The sequence below is a fragment of the Microbacterium testaceum StLB037 genome, assembly GCF_000202635.1.
GTDB classification, from domain to species: domain Bacteria; phylum Actinomycetota; class Actinomycetes; order Actinomycetales; family Microbacteriaceae; genus Microbacterium; species Microbacterium testaceum_F.
In genome coordinates this window covers 1,738,224-1,754,148 of sequence record NC_015125.1, presented here as the reverse complement: position 1 = coordinate 1,754,148, position 15,925 = coordinate 1,738,224, and the positions used below count along the sequence as shown (strand labels likewise).

At 69.8% G+C, this 15,925-nt stretch carries 14 protein-coding genes; 10 read left to right on the top strand and 4 right to left on the bottom strand.

Going from position 1 to position 15,925, the window contains the following annotated elements; genetic code table 11:
• The first annotated feature begins 50 nt into the window (after positions 1-50).
• The 10 genes from MTES_RS08025 to MTES_RS07985 all read left to right on the top strand — a co-directional run bounded on the left by MTES_RS08025 (position 51) and on the right by MTES_RS07985 (position 11,991).
• Complete coding sequence (locus MTES_RS08025) at positions 51-5,498, top strand: DUF6531 domain-containing protein (RefSeq protein WP_013584737.1); 5,448 nt, start codon at positions 51-53, stop codon at positions 5,496-5,498.
• Positions 5,499-5,901: 403 nt separating this feature from the next.
• Positions 5,902-6,309 carry a UDP-N-acetylmuramyl tripeptide synthase gene (locus tag MTES_RS19290; protein ID WP_013584736.1) on the top strand — a complete coding sequence of 136 codons (408 nt, stop codon included), beginning with the start codon at positions 5,902-5,904 and terminating at the stop codon, positions 6,307-6,309.
• Positions 6,310-7,083: 774 nt separating this feature from the next.
• Positions 7,084-7,431: a hypothetical protein gene (locus MTES_RS19285; protein WP_013584734.1), complete on the top strand. Its 348-nt coding sequence runs from the start codon at positions 7,084-7,086 to the stop codon at positions 7,429-7,431.
• Between the two features lie 107 nt (positions 7,432-7,538).
• A complete protein-coding gene (locus tag MTES_RS19530) occupies positions 7,539-7,727 on the top strand; it encodes a hypothetical protein (RefSeq protein WP_043361211.1) in 189 nt (62 codons plus the stop codon).
• Positions 7,728-7,983: 256 nt separating this feature from the next.
• Positions 7,984-8,382, top strand: a complete 399-nt coding sequence (locus tag MTES_RS08010) for a hypothetical protein (protein WP_148272839.1) — start codon at positions 7,984-7,986, stop codon at positions 8,380-8,382.
• Between the two features lie 35 nt (positions 8,383-8,417).
• On the top strand, positions 8,418-9,005 hold the full coding sequence (locus MTES_RS08005) for a hypothetical protein (protein WP_013584731.1): 588 nt from the start codon (positions 8,418-8,420) through the stop codon (positions 9,003-9,005).
• Between the two features lie 9 nt (positions 9,006-9,014).
• Entirely contained in the window at positions 9,015-9,314 is a 300-nt protein-coding gene (locus MTES_RS08000) for a hypothetical protein (protein WP_013584730.1), read from the top strand.
• Between the two features lie 83 nt (positions 9,315-9,397).
• Entirely contained in the window at positions 9,398-10,114 is a 717-nt protein-coding gene (locus MTES_RS07995) for an ABC transporter ATP-binding protein (protein WP_013584729.1), read from the top strand.
• Positions 10,111-11,454: an FtsX-like permease family protein gene (locus MTES_RS07990; RefSeq protein WP_013584728.1), complete on the top strand. Its 1,344-nt coding sequence runs from the start codon at positions 10,111-10,113 to the stop codon at positions 11,452-11,454. Before MTES_RS07995 ends, MTES_RS07990 begins: the two co-directional genes overlap by 4 nt.
• Before the next feature lie 129 nt (positions 11,455-11,583).
• Positions 11,584-11,991 carry an NUDIX hydrolase gene (locus MTES_RS07985; RefSeq protein WP_013584727.1) on the top strand — a complete coding sequence of 136 codons (408 nt, stop codon included), beginning with the start codon at positions 11,584-11,586 and terminating at the stop codon, positions 11,989-11,991.
• Positions 11,992-12,003: 12 nt separating this feature from the next.
• Here the strand turns inward: MTES_RS07985 and MTES_RS07980 are convergent, their stop codons facing one another.
• Genes MTES_RS07980 through MTES_RS07965 form a run of 4 tightly spaced genes read right to left on the bottom strand, consistent with a single transcriptional unit; the run spans position 12,004 to position 15,924 of the window.
• Positions 12,004-12,597: a TetR/AcrR family transcriptional regulator gene (locus tag MTES_RS07980; RefSeq protein ID WP_013584726.1), complete on the bottom strand. Its 594-nt coding sequence runs from the start codon at positions 12,595-12,597 to the stop codon at positions 12,004-12,006.
• Positions 12,594-13,379 carry an HpcH/HpaI aldolase/citrate lyase family protein gene (locus MTES_RS07975; protein ID WP_043361203.1) on the bottom strand — a complete coding sequence of 262 codons (786 nt, stop codon included), beginning with the start codon at positions 13,377-13,379 and terminating at the stop codon, positions 12,594-12,596. The genes MTES_RS07980 and MTES_RS07975 overlap by 4 nt, the downstream gene beginning before the upstream one ends.
• Entirely contained in the window at positions 13,379-13,873 is a 495-nt protein-coding gene (locus tag MTES_RS07970; RefSeq protein ID WP_013584724.1) for a MaoC family dehydratase, read from the bottom strand. Before MTES_RS07970 ends, MTES_RS07975 begins: the two co-directional genes overlap by 1 nt.
• Positions 13,870-15,924, bottom strand: coding sequence for a biotin carboxylase N-terminal domain-containing protein (locus MTES_RS07965; RefSeq protein WP_013584723.1), 2,055 nt, complete (start codon positions 15,922-15,924; stop codon positions 13,870-13,872). Before MTES_RS07965 ends, MTES_RS07970 begins: the two co-directional genes overlap by 4 nt.
• Position 15,925 lies beyond the last annotated feature (1 nt).

Sequence of the window (15,925 nt, the reverse complement as noted above, 5' to 3'; positions counted from 1 at the left end):
CGCCGTGAGCGGTCGGTGGGTGACCGCGCGTCGTCTTTGGGGGTTTACGGATGACTGATGTCGATCTCGAGGTGTATGGGGCACCCGATCTGACGTACGACTTTCCGGCGGCGGATGCCGTCGCGTCGGCCGCGAACGCGGCCGCGAATTCCATCGAGGATCAAACCGCCTCGCGGATCTCGTACGCCGCGACAGCGCGGACCGATTTCCAGGGGTACTTCTCCGAACTGTTCAACGCGAACGCCGACATCGCCGCCGGCGATGCCCGCGAGCTGGTGTACCGGCTGCGCGACGTGGCGTCCTTCATGGGGCGTCTCAGCGACGCGGCGCGCGAGGAGAACGCCCGCCGGAAGCGGGCGCGCGAGTGGCGCGACCGTGTCGAGGCGCGGCGGTCGAACTGGCTGGATGCCACGTGGGACGACATCTTCGGCGAGGAGCCGCCGCCCACCGCGGGCGAGATCAGCCCGCCGGTGTTCCAGTCGACCGCGCTGACGCCCTCCGTCCGCCAGACGCCCGCACCGGGCAGCGGCGGCGGCGGGGGCGGGACGTCCTCGGCGCGGCCCGAGAACCTGCGTACCTTCGCCAACGGCAACGCCGAGCTGGACGCGGGACTCTCGGCGCACCCGGGTCGACTCTCGGAGTGGACGAGCGATTTCATGTCGACGTGCGACTTCGGCGGGATCGACGTAAGTCCCGTGGTCGCGGGCTTCCGCGCCTGGCTCGACGCGAATGCGAATGACACGGCGTGGGCGAACACGATCGCGCAGGCGTTCGAGGACGCTGGCACGAACGGGGGGATCGGGACGGTGTCGGATGCCGCGTTGGCGGCGTCTTTGGCGGCGGCGGGGGTGTCCGCGACGCGTCAGGATCTGGTGATCGACCCCCCGACCGCGTGGGGTGGGGCACCGACCACGGGGTTCGTGAACGACCCCGTCAACTCCGCCACCGGGAACTTCTTGGAGCCGGAGAACGACCTCCCGTTCCCCGCGGCGACGGGCCTGCTGTCGCTGACGCGGATGTACAACTCCCTGAACGACGGGGACGGGGTGTTCGGTCTCGGCTGGTCCTCGATCCTCGACACGGCCCTGCTGCTGTCGGACGATGATGCCCGGTTCGTGATGGCGGACGGGCGACAGATCGTCTTCGGCCGTGACGGGCGCGACTGGGCACGGGCGACGGGGGAGAACTACTGGCTGAACCGTGTCCGTGCTGCCGAGTTTGCCGCGCGGGGTCTCATCGGGCCGGACGGGTTGCTGGTGACCGACAACACCGGGGCGTGGTGGGCGTTCACCACCGGCGGCGACTGGCTCGGCGCAGGCCACGGGGCAGGCAACGTCGTCACCGTCGTCCGGGATGCCGCGGGCGCGATCATCGCCCTGGAGCACTCCCGTGACCGCCGCGTGGACGTCGACTACGTCGACGGGCTCGTGGCATCCGTCACCTCCTCCGACGGTCGCCGCGTGGAGTACCTGTACGACGAGGACCGCCGCCTGAGCGCGGTAACGGGTCCGGCGGGGACGCGGACGTACCGGTGGAACGAGGACGACCTCATCGACCAGGTGGTCTCGGCTGCCGGGGTGATCGAGTGCACGAACGTGTACGACGTGCAAGGTCGGGTGCGGGAGCAGGTCACGGAGTTCGGTCGTCACACCCGCTTCACCTACCTCTCCGGCCGCGTCACCGAGGTCGCCGACGCCGACGGGTCGAACGCGAACACGTGGATCGCCGACCGCAAGGGCCGCCTCGTCGGGATCATCGACACCGACGGCAACCGTCAGTCGATGGCGTACGACCCGAACGGGAACCTCGTCTCCGTCACCGACCGCGAGGGACGCATCACCGTCCACGCCTACGACACCCGCGGCCGCAGAACCCGCACCGTCACCCCCGACGGCGCCGACATCACCTACGGGTACGACGACCACGACCGCGTCACCACCGTCGTCACCGCCGGCGGCGGCATCGTCACCTACGACTACCCCAACGACCTGGAGCGGAACCCGTCCCGGGTCACCGACCCCGGCGGGGGCGTCACCGAACTCGACTGGGCCGCCGGGCTCCTCCGCCGGGTCGAAGACCCCGAGGGTGTCGTCGTCCGCTTCGACTACGACGCCCACGGCGAATTGGTCGCGACGCGGAACGCGGACGGGGCGGTCGCGAAGCTCGTCCGCGACGCCACGGGCCGGGTCACCCAAGCGATCACCCCCCTCGGCGCGGTCACGCGGTACGTCTACACCGACGCGGGAAGCCTCGCCTCGCGGGAAGGTCCGGACGGTTCCGTTTGGCGGTACGAGTACGGTGCCGGCGGGGTCGTGACCGCGGTCATCGATCCGCTGGGTGCGCGCACGGAGCTGGAATACGGCCCCCACGGGAGCCTGACCGGCACGACTGACCCGCTCGGGCGTCGCATCGACCGATCGTTCGACGCCTTCGGCAACGTCACCGGCGTCACCCTCCCGGACGGTGCCGCCTGGGGCTTCACCCACGACGCCCTCTCGCGCTTGAGGGCAATTACCGACCCCGCCGGCGGGGTCTGGACCCGCGAGTACGACGCGGTCGGCGAACTGGCGCGCACGACGGATCCGACCGGTGTGTCGGCGGAGGCGTCCCGCTCAGACACGACCATGACGGTGCAGACCGCATTCGAGGAGACCTCGGTCCGGTACGACAGCTACGGTCGTCCGGAGAAGATCCAGGATGCCGCAGACGACGCGTCGCTGATCACCTACGACCCCTGTGGTCGTCCGGTGGAGGTGCTGAACGCGGATGGCGGCCTCACACGCCTCGAACGCGATCGCGCGGGACGCGTCACCGCCATAACGACCCCGGCCGGCCGTACGACCCGGTATGACTACGACTCGTGCGGGCGCCCGGTTGCCGCCGTCGACCCGACGGGGGCTCGAACGGCGTTGGAGTACGACGCCGATTCCCGCGTGATCGCCCGCGTCCTCCCCACGGGAGAGCGTGCCGAGATCGAGTACGACCTGGCTGGACGGGTGGTACGCGAGTACGTCCCCGGCGCGGGTGTTGCCCGATTCGGTTATGACAAGGTGGGGCGCCCGATCTTCGCGCAGGATGCGCGCTTCGGCATCCGTCGCTTCTCCTACGACCCTGCCGGTCAGCTCGTCGCCGCGACGAACGGCATCGGCGGGGTGACCCGGTACGCATATGACGAGCGCGGGCGGGTGGTGTCGATCACCGATCCCGCTGGCGGGGTCACCACCCGCACCTACACGCATCTCGACAAGGTCGCCTCGCAGACCGACCCGCTGGGCCGGGTGACCACCGCGGACTACGACGCGGCGGGTCGTCAGATCCGGCAGACCGGCCCCGACGGGACCGTGACGGAGTGGTCGTACGACGACGCGGGCCTCGAATCCGGGCTGAGCGTGAACGGGCGGGTCGTGACGGAGATCCGTCGCGACGCGCGTGCCCGCACGGCGACGATCGTCGATCACACCACGGCCGAGCCGACCACGCACACCCTCCGGTTCACGCGCCTGGACCGTCTGGCCGAGAGCACGAGCGACGGTCGCTCGACCCGCTGGGAGTACGACGCCGACGGTGCTCGCACCCGCCTGATCACTGCCGACGGGGTGACGGTCGATTACACGAGGGATGCCGCCGGGCACCTCACCCGCATCGACCACTCGCGTCTGGGGGCGGTGCACTACACCCGCGATGCGTTCGGGCGGATCCTGGAAGCCCGCGCCGGCGACAGCCTGCAGACATGGGAGTACGCCGACGGGTTCCCTGTGGCGCACACCCGCACCGACGCCGACGGCGCCACCCTCACCCGCATCACCCGTGACGAAGACGGCCGCATCACCGCCATCGACGGACCCGACGGCACCACCCGGTACACCCACGACGACGCCGGGCAACTCCTCACCGCCGTCAGCGACACGCACACCAACGCCTGGCAGTACGACACCGCCGGGCGCCTCATCCGCGAAACCCGTGACGATGTCGAGCGGGCGTTCGCGTACGACGCCGCCGGGCAACTCCTCACCCTCACCGCGCCCGACGGCGACACGACCTACGCCTACGACGCACAGGGGCGCCGCACCCGCGAAACCACCCCCGCCGGGTCGACGCAGTACGCGTGGGATGACCGCGGCTGGATCCACGCCATCACCACGCACAGCCCCGACGGAGGACAGCGTCGCACCGAGCTGCGCGTGAACGCCCTCGGTGAGCTCGCCGAGGTCGACGGGACCCCCCTGACCTGGGATGCCGGTTCCTACGCCGCCACCCCGCTCACCGTCGGCGACACGGACGTGTTCCACGCCCCCGGCGCGATCACCGGCATCGGCGACACCTGGAGCACCGGCGGATGGCGCGGCACCCGTACCACCGGAACCGACGACCCCTGGGAAGCTCTCACCGCCGCGCACGCCCTCGGCGGGGGAGCCGTCGCCATCAGCCCCGCCGGCGGCCTCGAGGTCGCGGGGCTCGAGTGGATGGGCGCCCGCGCCTACGACCCCACCACCCGCGGATTCCTCAGCACCGACCCCATCACCGCCCCCGCCGGCGCCGCGTGGTCAGCAAACCCGTACTCCTTCGCCGGCAACGACCCCCTCCACGCCACCGATCCCCTCGGCCTCCAACCCGTCACCGACGAACAACTCACCGCCTACGCCAACGCCCACCAGGGCGCCCTCGCCACCGCCGGCAACGCCATCGGCGAATGGTGGAACGACAACTGGGAGTACGTCGCCGGCGGCGCCATGGTCATCGCCGGCGGCGTCATGATGGCCACCGGAGTCGGCGGCCCGGTGGGGGCCATGCTCATCGGCGCCGGTGCCGACACCATCATCCAGAAGGCCACCACGGGCGAGGTCAACTGGGGCGAGGTCGCGCTCAGCGGCGCGCTCGGCGCGTTCGGGGGCGCGGGCGTGGCCGCTCGCGCCGGACTGACGGGCGCGAAGGCGGCCATCACCGCGGGGGCTGCGTCAGGTGGTGTCAGCGGCGGCGTGATGAACACATACAGCTATCTCACCGGTCCCGGCCCCCACACGGTGGCGGGAACACTCGGCGCGGCAGGAGGCGGGGCACTGGCAGGAACGGTGCTCGGCGGCGCTGGAGGTGCCGCGGGTCACGCCGTGAGCGACAAGCTCATGGGACTCATCACACACAACCCGTCCGCCGACGTCATGGCCATGGGGCGATCCATGAAATACCGCGTCGAGCCATATGCCATTGATAACGGGTACGGCTACTACGAGGCCCTGCCGAAGCCTCTCTTCAACACGGGAGAGAAACTCCTGGGACACGACCTCAACGAGAGCGTCAACGTGTGGGTCAACAAGAAGTGGATCAATTACCAAATGATGCAGGGAAAGGGTCTTGTCGATATCGGCGCACCTGACCCCGCGCTCCGCCCTCCCGGGGTGCCCCCGCTTGATCACAGCCCCTACTATTCGATGGAGTTGGAGCAGGTTTCGGGTTATGGCGGATACTCGCAGGACATCCAGTCATCGTGGAACTTGACGTGACGCCAGATACGTAATAAGAACTGAGGCCACACATGCCAGACATCGAAATAGTCAAATTCAGGTACGCACCCCCCGAGGGCCCTCGGTGGCTGCCGTTACGATTTCGACGACGTCGGTTTGAGATCAAAGAAGATTTTCCACCCAACTCCATCGTCGACTTCGACGGCCTGACTAAACGCTGTCCGGGCGGCGGTACTGACTTTCAGATGTGCCTGACACTTGCCGGGCGGCTCGCTGACGCCAACGACCCACGATGGGTGGGCTTTCCATTCGCCGCTCCCATGGACGACTAGCCAGAGGCGAGATGCGCGAGGGTTCGCATCTCGAAGATGAGCTGAAACCTGACCGACAAAAATGACCACTGGGTAAACCAGTGGTCCTTGCACCCGAACGGTTGACACCGATGGACCAGATCAGCTCGTTCATCACGAACTACATGCCTTTTCTTTTGAACGCCGATCGATACAAGGTAGTCGAAACGATGGAGACTGCGGCGAACGGAGGTGATTCCGTCGTCGTGTTTGTTTCGGATGGACTCCACTTTCGCTTCATAAAAGAACGAGATCAGCTATTCCTCGACCTCCGACCGCCGACCTCGCAGAAAGAGAAAGACTGGTACTCGATCGATCTTGTCTACCGGCTTCTCACCGGAGAGCGCCTGGGAACGTCGATTCTAAGTCCTGAGTACGCGGAGTTTGTGCGAACTCGACTTTTGGATATAGAGAGAAAGTTCGGTCCTGACGAGTGGCCGCAAACCGAGCAGGACCTAAGAGGCATCCAACGCAAACGCAGCAAAGAAATGTTCGGTTGAGAAGCCCGTCGCAGCCATCCATGCGAACGACGCCCGAGTACGACGCCGGCTCGCACGGTCGCGCGTGTCGCGCAGACCGGAGGGCGCGCCGACACCGTCTGCAACGCGGTCGGGCGCATCGTCCGCCTCGACACCCCGGCGCCGACGTGACACGCCTGGGCTACGACCGAGCCGGGTGCCTGACGTTCTCGCAGGACCCGCGTTACGGCATCCGTCGGTTGTCCTACGACGCCGCGAGACAGCTCATCGCGGCGACCAACGGCATCGGCGGAGCCACCCGCTACGCCTACGACGACCGAGGGCGCCTGGTGTCGATCACCGACCCCCTCGGCGCGGTGACGACGCGCACGTACACCGACCTCGACCAGGTCGCGGCGCAGACCGACCCGCTCGGTCGGGTCACCACCGCCGCGTATGACGCAGCCGGTCGCCAGATCGCCCAGACGGCGCCGGACGGCGTCACCACCGAGTGGACGTATGACGCTGCGGGGCTGGCATCCGGTCTCTCAGTCGACGGGCGCCGGGTCACCGAGATCCGTCGCGACCCACGCACCCGGCTGGCGCTGCGGACCCCACACTGCACCCACCGGGCGTCGCACCTCTGGCCCGGGACCGCACACACCGCTCGGAGCGTTGGGGGCAGCTGCGAGCGGCGCGGGGTCCGGTGCTCTCCTCGGGGCAGCTGGCGGGACGGCAGGGACCTACGGTGCTCGCTGGCTGATGAATCTGCGGACAGCAAATCCCGGCGCGTCAGGTGTGGCAATAGGACGCTGGATGGATGGCCGAGTCACTCCGTACGCCGAGGCCAACGGACTCGGCTGGTATCGGGGCACGCCGGGCCCGATTCATAAACCCCTGGAACATCTTTGGGAAAACGCTCCGGAAGGGTCGCCTCTGCAGAGCGCGACCAAGAAAGTGATGGACACGATCGACGAGAACTTTAACCGAGCATGGATTAATGCACAGGTGAATTCTGAGCGCAACATCGTTGATATCGGGGTGGCTACGGACTCGACGTTCTATCAAATCGAACGTCACGCCGTCGACGGGTATGCCAACTACCGCCAGGACTTTCAGCCGAATATGGACCTGCGACCCATCCTTGGCGGCGGTAACCCATGAACGAGAACCGGGGAAAGAACGCAGGACGACTGGAGGAGATGCCGACGCGGGTCCGCGTCACTCAGCTTCCTCGCGCACGTCGGTCATTGATCTTCGGAAAGTACGCCATGCAGTACGACGTGATGTACGCCGACGGTACAGTGATCGAGAACGTGAATATCGGAAGGGTTCTGCAGGGTTCACGGTATCCCGCCGATTACCACGCCACCGTTGAGGGAGCGAGAAGCATGGTCGGCTACGGCCAGCCCGGCACGTGGGTCGACTACCCATACGGGAAACCCATCACCAACCCTTGATGAATGCCAGACAAGGGTAATCATGGCAGAGGCACTTGACTTCTCCGCGCGGCGCGTTATCTCATACCCGATGCAAGTGGTGAGATCGGCCCGCTCGGGGACGAACAAGCTTCTCTGCCGAATAGCGGAGTGCGAATAAGGATGAAGGCACGGACCCGCTCAAGCCCGGCGACGTGAGGTCGACGGACATCGTCAGTGGTCTGCTCCAGGGCTTCGCGAACGGCGGGGACGGACCCGTCGTAGGAAGGTGGGCACCGTGATGGCGACTCCCCGGCGCAAGTTCTCGCTCAGGCTCAAGGTGTTCGGATCGATCTTCCTCCTCATGGTGGGAGTCGTCGTCTTCTTCCTGTTTGTCGCCCCCTCGCTAGAGCGGAACGTGCTCACGACATGGCAGTGCGACGTGACATCGGCAGAGCCTCATGAATTGTCAGGCACATTCAAGGGGTCGACCACCCTGCCCAGCGTGCTCCTGGACACGAGCGACTGCGGCGACATCGCCCTGCAGAACGGCGTGACCTTCGACAACAACACCGAGATCGCCGCCGACTTCGTGCCGGGCACCTACGACTTCCAGATTGGTTGGGTATCCGTGTACCTGATCAGGCTTCTCCCGAACGGGCTTCCCGAGGCCCAGTCGTATGAGCCCGTGAGCTGACCGACGCCACGATCGAGTGCATGAAAGGCTGAGCCATGAACTTCTCCACCACGGCCGTGAGTGTCGGAGTCGCCGTCGCCGCGATGGTCATCGTCACACTCGCCGTGTCAGCCGGCATCCGCCGCTCCCCATCGACCGCGACCTACAAGGCCACCAAGGCCAACGTCCTCTTCGTCGTCTCCACCCGACGCTGGCAACGCGTGCTCATCCGCACCGTCGGCATCGCCGTCGTCGCGCTGGGAGCCGTCATCGCGTTGGTCGCCTTCACCCGTCCGGCATCACCGCCCGCGATGAGGATCGCCGGCGTTGCCACTGTCGTCGGCGGCATCCTGTTGATCCTCCTCGCCAAGGGCATGCACCGCCTGCGCCTCGAAGTGACCCCCGACACCATCTGGTCCTTCCCGATGATCGCCGCACCTCGCGAAATCCCCCTCGCCGAGATCACCGCGCTCGCCCCGCACATCATGAGCAACTACGGCGGCATCTTGGGCAAGACCGGATCGAAGACCCGGTTCTACGCCACCGGGATCATGCTGGGCTACCCGCAGCTCATCGAATACTTCCGCCAGTACCGCCCCGACCTCCCCATCCCGGACGCCGTCCGGCCCCTGCAGGAACGGTGAGGCGCGTCGATGACGGGGGACCCCATGGATGCCGCGGTGGCGAATCTGTCGGCATTCTCCGGTGTGCTGAGAACCGTTGGACAAGAACGCTACGCGACGTTCTTCGACGGCGTCATCGATGACCTCCTTCACGCCGGCGACCCGGGCGAGGTTCGAGGGGCAGCCGCCCGCGGTCTGGCGGCTTTCGGCGGCATGAACTCTGTCAACGACCTCGTCGTGATGGACGGCAGCGTTCCGGACGTCGAGAGCAACCGCAGAATCGATGAACGACGGGAAGCCGTCTACGACGCCCTCAGGCGCCTCATCTGACCTGCTCGGGATCAACCGCGGGGAGGACGCGGATACCTCGGCGGGCGGACGACACCGGACGCCGACGCGGCTGGGATGGAACCATGACTTCCTCCCCCGTCCTCACCGCTACCGGGCTCGTCAAGCGCTACGGCGCCCTGGCGGCTCTCGACAACGTCTCTCTCACCATTCGCCCCGGCGAATCCGTCGCCGTCATGGGCGCGTCGGGCTCCGGCAAGACGACCCTCCTGCACACCCTCGCGGCCGTGATCGCGCCCGACTCCGGTTCCGTCGTGCTCTCGCCCCCGGGCACCGAGCCGACCGAGCTCGTCGGCCTCAGCGAGAGCGAACGGGCACGTGTCCGTCGCACGCTCCTCGGCTTCGTCTTCCAGGAGCACCTTTTGCTGCCCGAGCTCACCGCCGTCGAGAACGCGGCCCTGCCGCTGCTGCTCACCGGGATGAGGAGAACGGATGCCGAGCGTCACGCCGCGGGATGGCTCGCCGCCCTGGGGCTCGCGGGCATGGAGACCCGCCGCATCGGCCAGCTGTCGGGCGGGCAGGCGCAGCGCGTCGCGATCGCCCGCGCCCAGGTGACCGGGGCGCCGGTCGTCTTCGCCGACGAGCCCACCGGCGCCCTGGATTCGGCCACTTCGGCGGACGTGCTGAGCGCGCTCCTGCACGCCACCACGGGCCAAGGCCGCACCCTCGTCATGGTCACGCACGACGCCGAGGTCGCCCGGCGGTGCTCGCGCATCGTGCGTCTGCGCGACGGTCGCGTGATCGACGACACCGCCACCGTTGCTTCGGGGGCCGCGCGATGAGCACCGTCCTCCCCCTCGCGCGCCTGCTGTCGCGGCCCAGCCGTCAGGGCCGCGCGGCGATCGTCCTCCCCGCCGTCGCCTTCGCCGTGACCACGGCTCTGCTCCTCGTCGTCGCGGGCGGCGCACGCATGTTCCTCGTGGATCCCCGCGCTCAGGACGCGGGCGACGGCTTCTACGGCATCCTGGCCTCGCTCGCCCTGCTGCTGCTCGCGGTTCCGCTCGTGACGCTGGGGGCCGCGGCCGCCCGGCTGTCGAGCCGCCGCCGCAACGACCGCCTCGCGACCCTGCGCCTGCTGGGCGCGAGCGGACGCGAGATCTGGACGCTCACCGTCCTCGAGGCGACGCTGGTCGCCGCCGCGGGCGCTGTCGTGGGCGTGGTTCTGTACGTCGTGCTCCTGCCCCTCGTCGGGCTGCTGCCGTTCTTCGGCGGTCCGGTCGGGATGGCATCCGTCGCGATCGACCCGCTGCTGGGAGCCGGTGTGCTCGTCGGCGTGGTCGTGATCGCCGCGGTCAGCGCGGCGGCGAGTCTGCGGAGGGTCACCGTGACCCCGCTCGGCGTGCGGACGCGGAGCGCCGCTCCGCCCTCGCGGCGCGCGGCGCTGATCGTCGGGCTCGTCGCTCTGGCGGGGGTGGCGCTTCTGGTGGCGAACTTCGCGGTGGTGGGCGAGCTCCTCGGCCCGGCGATCGCCGTTGCCGTCTTGCTCGGCGTGTTCGCGGGCGGAATGGCCCTCCTGAACCTCGTCGGCGCGCCGATCGTCGCCGCGCGGGGACGGGCGATGGCCCGTCACGCCAAGGGGGCGGCCCAGCTCGTCGCCGGCCGGGAGCTCGCCGCCCACGCCGGGCCCTCGTGGCGCCGCGTCTCGGGCATGGCCATCGTGTCGTTCATCGCGGTCGTCGCCGGCTGCGGTCTCGCGATCACCGACGTCGCGGAGGGTGCCTCGGGCGCCGAGGGGACGCTCATGGCCGACATCCGCACGGGCGTGCTCCTCACCCTCGGGATCGCCTTCGTGCTCCTCGCGTGCGCGGTCGGGGTGACGCAGGCGGCGTCGGTGCTCGAGGAGCGCGACCTCATCGTGGGCCTCGATCGTCTCGGCATCCCGGATGCCGAACTCCGCCGCGCCCGTCGCCTCACGGTCATGGTCCCCCTGCGCTGGGCCGCGATCGGCGGCGCCGCGCTGGGCGGGGTGCTGTCGTTCCCGATCGTCGGGATCAGCCTCCTCGTCGCCCCGCTCTCGGTCGCGACGATCGCGCTGACGTTCGTGGCGGGCTTCGCGCTGGTGGCCGCGGCCCTGGCGTCGACGCGCCCGATCGTGACGGGAATCCGTCGCGGCGCGATGTGACGCGGCCGACAGCGTTGAGTGTCCAGGACACCCGGATGGATGGGGGCACTCGTCCGGGTGTCTTGGACCCTCAAAGCTCCGCAGGCCGGGGTCATGTGCCGTGACCGGCGCGGGTGTTAGCGTGCGGGGGTGAAGACGGATGCCACGACCCCACGCCGAATCCGCGTCTCGGCGGCGGTCATCACCGACGCCGACGGGCGCCTGCTGCTCGTGCGCAAGGCCGGGACCACCGCGTTCATGCAGCCCGGCGGCAAGCCGGAGGCCGGGGAGACGCCGGCCGAGACCCTCGCCCGCGAGCTCGCCGAGGAGATCCGCCTCGACGTCGATCCCGCCGCCCTCGAGCCGCTCGGAGAGTTCGCCGCCGCGGCGGCCAACGAGCCCGGCTTCGAGGTGGTCGCGGACGTCTTCCGTGTCGACATCGGCGACCAGCAGCCGGTCCTGGATGCCGAGATCGTGGAACTTCGCTGGGTCACCGCCGCGACGGCATCCGGAATCGAGATCGCCCCGCTCGCGCGGGAGTTCTTCCTGCCGGCGTGACGGCCCGTACCGTCACAGAGGTTCGGCCGGCCGACCCACCAACGCGCGCAGCGCCATCGCGGCGAGGATCTCGGCCGCGCGGTCGCCGGAGGAACCGGCGCTGTGCGGGGTCGAGTTGAGCAGGCCGAAGGTGCCGAGGAGGCGGGTCTGGCGCTCGGCGGCATCGAGTTCGGGACGGACGGATGCCAGGACGGCATCCCACTCCTGCACGTACTGACGCTGCAGGCTGCGCACGCGGTGGTTGGCGTCGGCCGGGAGCTGCGCGAGCTCGCGATCCTGGATGCGGATCGTGTCGGGGTCGGCGGTCGCGAAGTCGAGGTGGAATCGCACGAGCCGCGACAGCACCTCGTCGGGGGTCCCGGCCTCGGCGACCAGGGCCCGTCCTCCCTCGAGCAGGCGCTCGCTGGCGTCGACGAGCAGCTCGGCCAGCAGGGCCTCTTTGCTCGGGAAGTAGTTGTACAGCGCCGGGCCGCTCATGCCCACGGCCTCGCCGAGCTCCACCGTCGACACCGCCGCGAAGCCGCGCTCGGCGAACAGCGCCGCCGCCGACCGCATCAGGGACGCGCGACGGTTGGCCTTCTGCGTCGCTCTCCAGGTCGCCGTCACCGCAGGATCTCGCGCGCCTGACGCAGCACGGGCTCGTCGATCATGCGCCCGCGGAAGCGGAAGACCCCGGGCTGCTCCTGCGCCTCGGCGAGGACCGCGCGCGCCCACTCGCGCTCGGCGTCGCTGCTCGCGTAGGCCGCGCGGATCGTCGCGACCTGCGTCGGGTGGATGCACGCCGTGGCGGTGAAGCCGGAGGCGGCGGCATCCTCGCACTCCGTCCGGAGGCCGTCGAGGTCGGCGATGTCGAGGTGGACCGCGTCGATCGCGTCCTTGCCGTGCGCGCGAGCGGCCAGCAGCACGGTCGCGCGCGCGGTGCGGGCGACGACGCGGTATCGGCCGTCGGCGAAGCGGCTCGAGCGTCCGTTCATGCTCGCGATGAGGTCCTCCGCTCCCCACATCAGCCCGGCCGTGGCGGGGTGCGCGGCGATCTCGGGGGCGTTCATCACCCCGCGCGCCGTCTCGCACAGCGCGAGCACGCGCAGGCCCGGGGTCGCAGCGACGTCGGCGGCGGACTCGGCCTTCGCGAGCATCACCGTCGTGTAGCCGCTCGACCGGACGGCCGCGAGGTCGAGGGTGTGCTCGGGCGTCCCCGCGGCGTTGAGCCGCACGATCACCCGCTCCGGGTCGAGAGTGCTCGCGGCGAGCGCCTCGCGCGCGCGGGCCTTGTCGGCGGGGGCCACCGCGTCCTCGAGGTCGAGGATCACGGTGTCGGCCGCCGCGGCCGCCTTGGCGTACCGGTCGGGACGATCGGCGGGGCAGAACAGCAGGGCGGGACCGTGCATCAGGGCGCCTCCTCCGGGAGCGGGTCGGGGGTGGTGAGCATGAGCGTCGAGCGGCGCGCTTCGGCGACCACCACCCCATTCTGGTTGCGCATCGTGTGGGCGAACTCCACGATGCCCTGGCCCGGTCGCGACGCCGACAGGCGCTTGCCCGCGACCAGCGTCTCGGCGAAGAGGGTGTCGCCGACCCGCACCGGCGCGGGGAAGCGCACGTCGCTGAAGCCGAGGTTCGCGACGATCGTGCCCTGGGTGAGCTGCGCGACCGAGAGGCCGACCAACGTCGAGAGCGTGAACATGCTGTTCACCAGACGCTCGCCGAACTCGGTCGACGCCGACCACGCGGCATCCAGGTGGAGGGACTGCGTGTTCATCGTGAGCGTGGTGAACAAGACGTTGTCGGCCTCGGTCACGGTGCGGCCGGGGCTGTGGACGTAGGTCGCCCCCTCCTCGAGCTCGTCGAAGTAGAGCCCTCGCTGGATGATCCGGATGCCACTCACGCGGCGCCCCTTTCGTCGTCGGTGCCGCGATTCCCGGAGCGATCCGTGCCGCCCGGGGCCGCGCCGTCGCGCGGAGCCTCCTCGCCGGCCGCCGGCGCGACCACCGCGAGCGCCTGCCCGCGCGCCACGACGTCGCCCACCCGCGCCTGCAGCGACACCGTCCCCGCCACGCTCGATCGCACCACGTGCTCCATCTTCATCGCCTCCACCGCCATCACGGCATCGCCCACCCCGATGACGGTGCCGTCGGCGACGTGCACGGCCACCACCGTGCCCGGCATGGGCGACACGAGCTGCGGGTCGGCGTCGGCCGTCGCATCCGCCCGATGCTCGGCGCGGACGAGGGTTAGACGCCGCACCGCCCCGTCGCGGGCGATCCACGCGCCGTCGTCGTCGCCCTCGGCCGCGACGGTGCGGGTGAGGCCATCGAGCGTGACCGAGACGAGACCGTCGTCGTGCGGAGTGATGCGCGCCGGCCGTGCTCCCTCCCGCTCCGGTCCCGCGACGGCGAGCATCTCCCGCGCTCCGGTCACCTCGACCGTGCGCTGCTCCCCGCCGAGCGCGAGGCGGTAGCGCCGCGGCGCGGGCGCTCCGAATCGCCAGCCGTCACGACGCCGCCACGGTTCCCGCGACCGTGAGGCCGTGGCATCCAGGATCAGAGCGGCCTCCGCGAAGGCGCGCTCGTCGACCGCCTCGACCGTGAGCGCCTCGAGCTCGCGCGCGATCAGCCCCGTGTCGAGTTCGCCCGCCACCACGTCGGGAACCTCGAGCAGCGCCCGCAGGAACGCCACGTTCGTCGCGAAGCCGAACACCGCCGTGTCGCCGAGCGCGGTGACGAGCCGGCGCCGCGCGCTCTCGCGGTCGGGCCCCCACGCGATGATCTTCGCGAGCATCGGGTCGTAGTCGACCGAGACGTCGAGGCCGTCCTCCAGAGCCGTGTCGACGCGGATCCCCTCCCCACCCGGATGCCGCACGCGCGTCACGCGACCACCCGTGGGCAGGAACCCGGATGCCGGGTCCTCGGCGTACACGCGCGCCTCGATCGCGTGGCCGGTGAGGGTGACGGCATCCTGATTGAAGCCGAGCGGCTCGCCCGCGGCGATGCGCAGCTGCTGCGCGACGAGGTCGAGCCCCGTGATCTCCTCGGTGACGGGGTGCTCGACCTGCAGGCGCGTGTTCATCTCCATGAAGAAGAACTCCCCCGGCGCCTCGGCCGACACGATGAACTCCACCGTTCCCGCCCCGCGGTAGTCGACGCTGCGCGCGGTCTCGCACGCGGCCCGACCGATGCGCGCCCGGGTCTCAGCGTCGAGCAGGGGAGACGGCGCCTCCTCGATGACCTTCTGGTGGCGGCGCTGCAGCGAGCACTCGCGCTCACCCAGGTGCACGACCCCGCCGTGCGCGTCGGCGAGCACCTGCACCTCGATGTGCCGCGGACTCCGCACGTACCGCTCGAGGAACAGCGTGTCGTCGCCGAAGCTCGCCGCCGCCTCGCGCCGAGCCGCGGAGATCGCTTCCGGGAGGGCAGCGGACTCCTCGACGACGTGCATGCCCTTGCCCCCGCCGCCCGCCGACGGCTTGATGAGGAGCGGGTAGCCCACCTCCTCACCCGCGGCGATGAGTTCGTCATCCGTCATCCCGGCGCGAGCGACGCCCGGGACCGTGGGCACCCCGCGTGCCTCGACCGCGTGCTTGGCGGTGATCTTGTCGCCCATGACCCGGATCGCCTCGGCGCCCGGGCCGACGAACACGATCCCCGCCTCCTCGCACGCGCGCGCGAAGGCCGCGTTCTCGGCGAGGAACCCGTACCCGGGGTGGATCGCTTCGGCTCCCGTCTCGCGCGCCGCGCGGATCACGGCGTCGACATCGAGGTAGCTCCGCGCCGCCGGCGCGGGCCCGAGGCGCACCGCGACATCGGCGAGGTGGACGTGCCGGGAGCCGGCATCCGCATCGCTGTAGACGGCGACGGACCGGATGCCGAGGGAACGGAGGGTGCGGATGATGCGGCAGGCGATCTCGCCGCGGTTGGCGATCAGGACGGTGGTGAACATG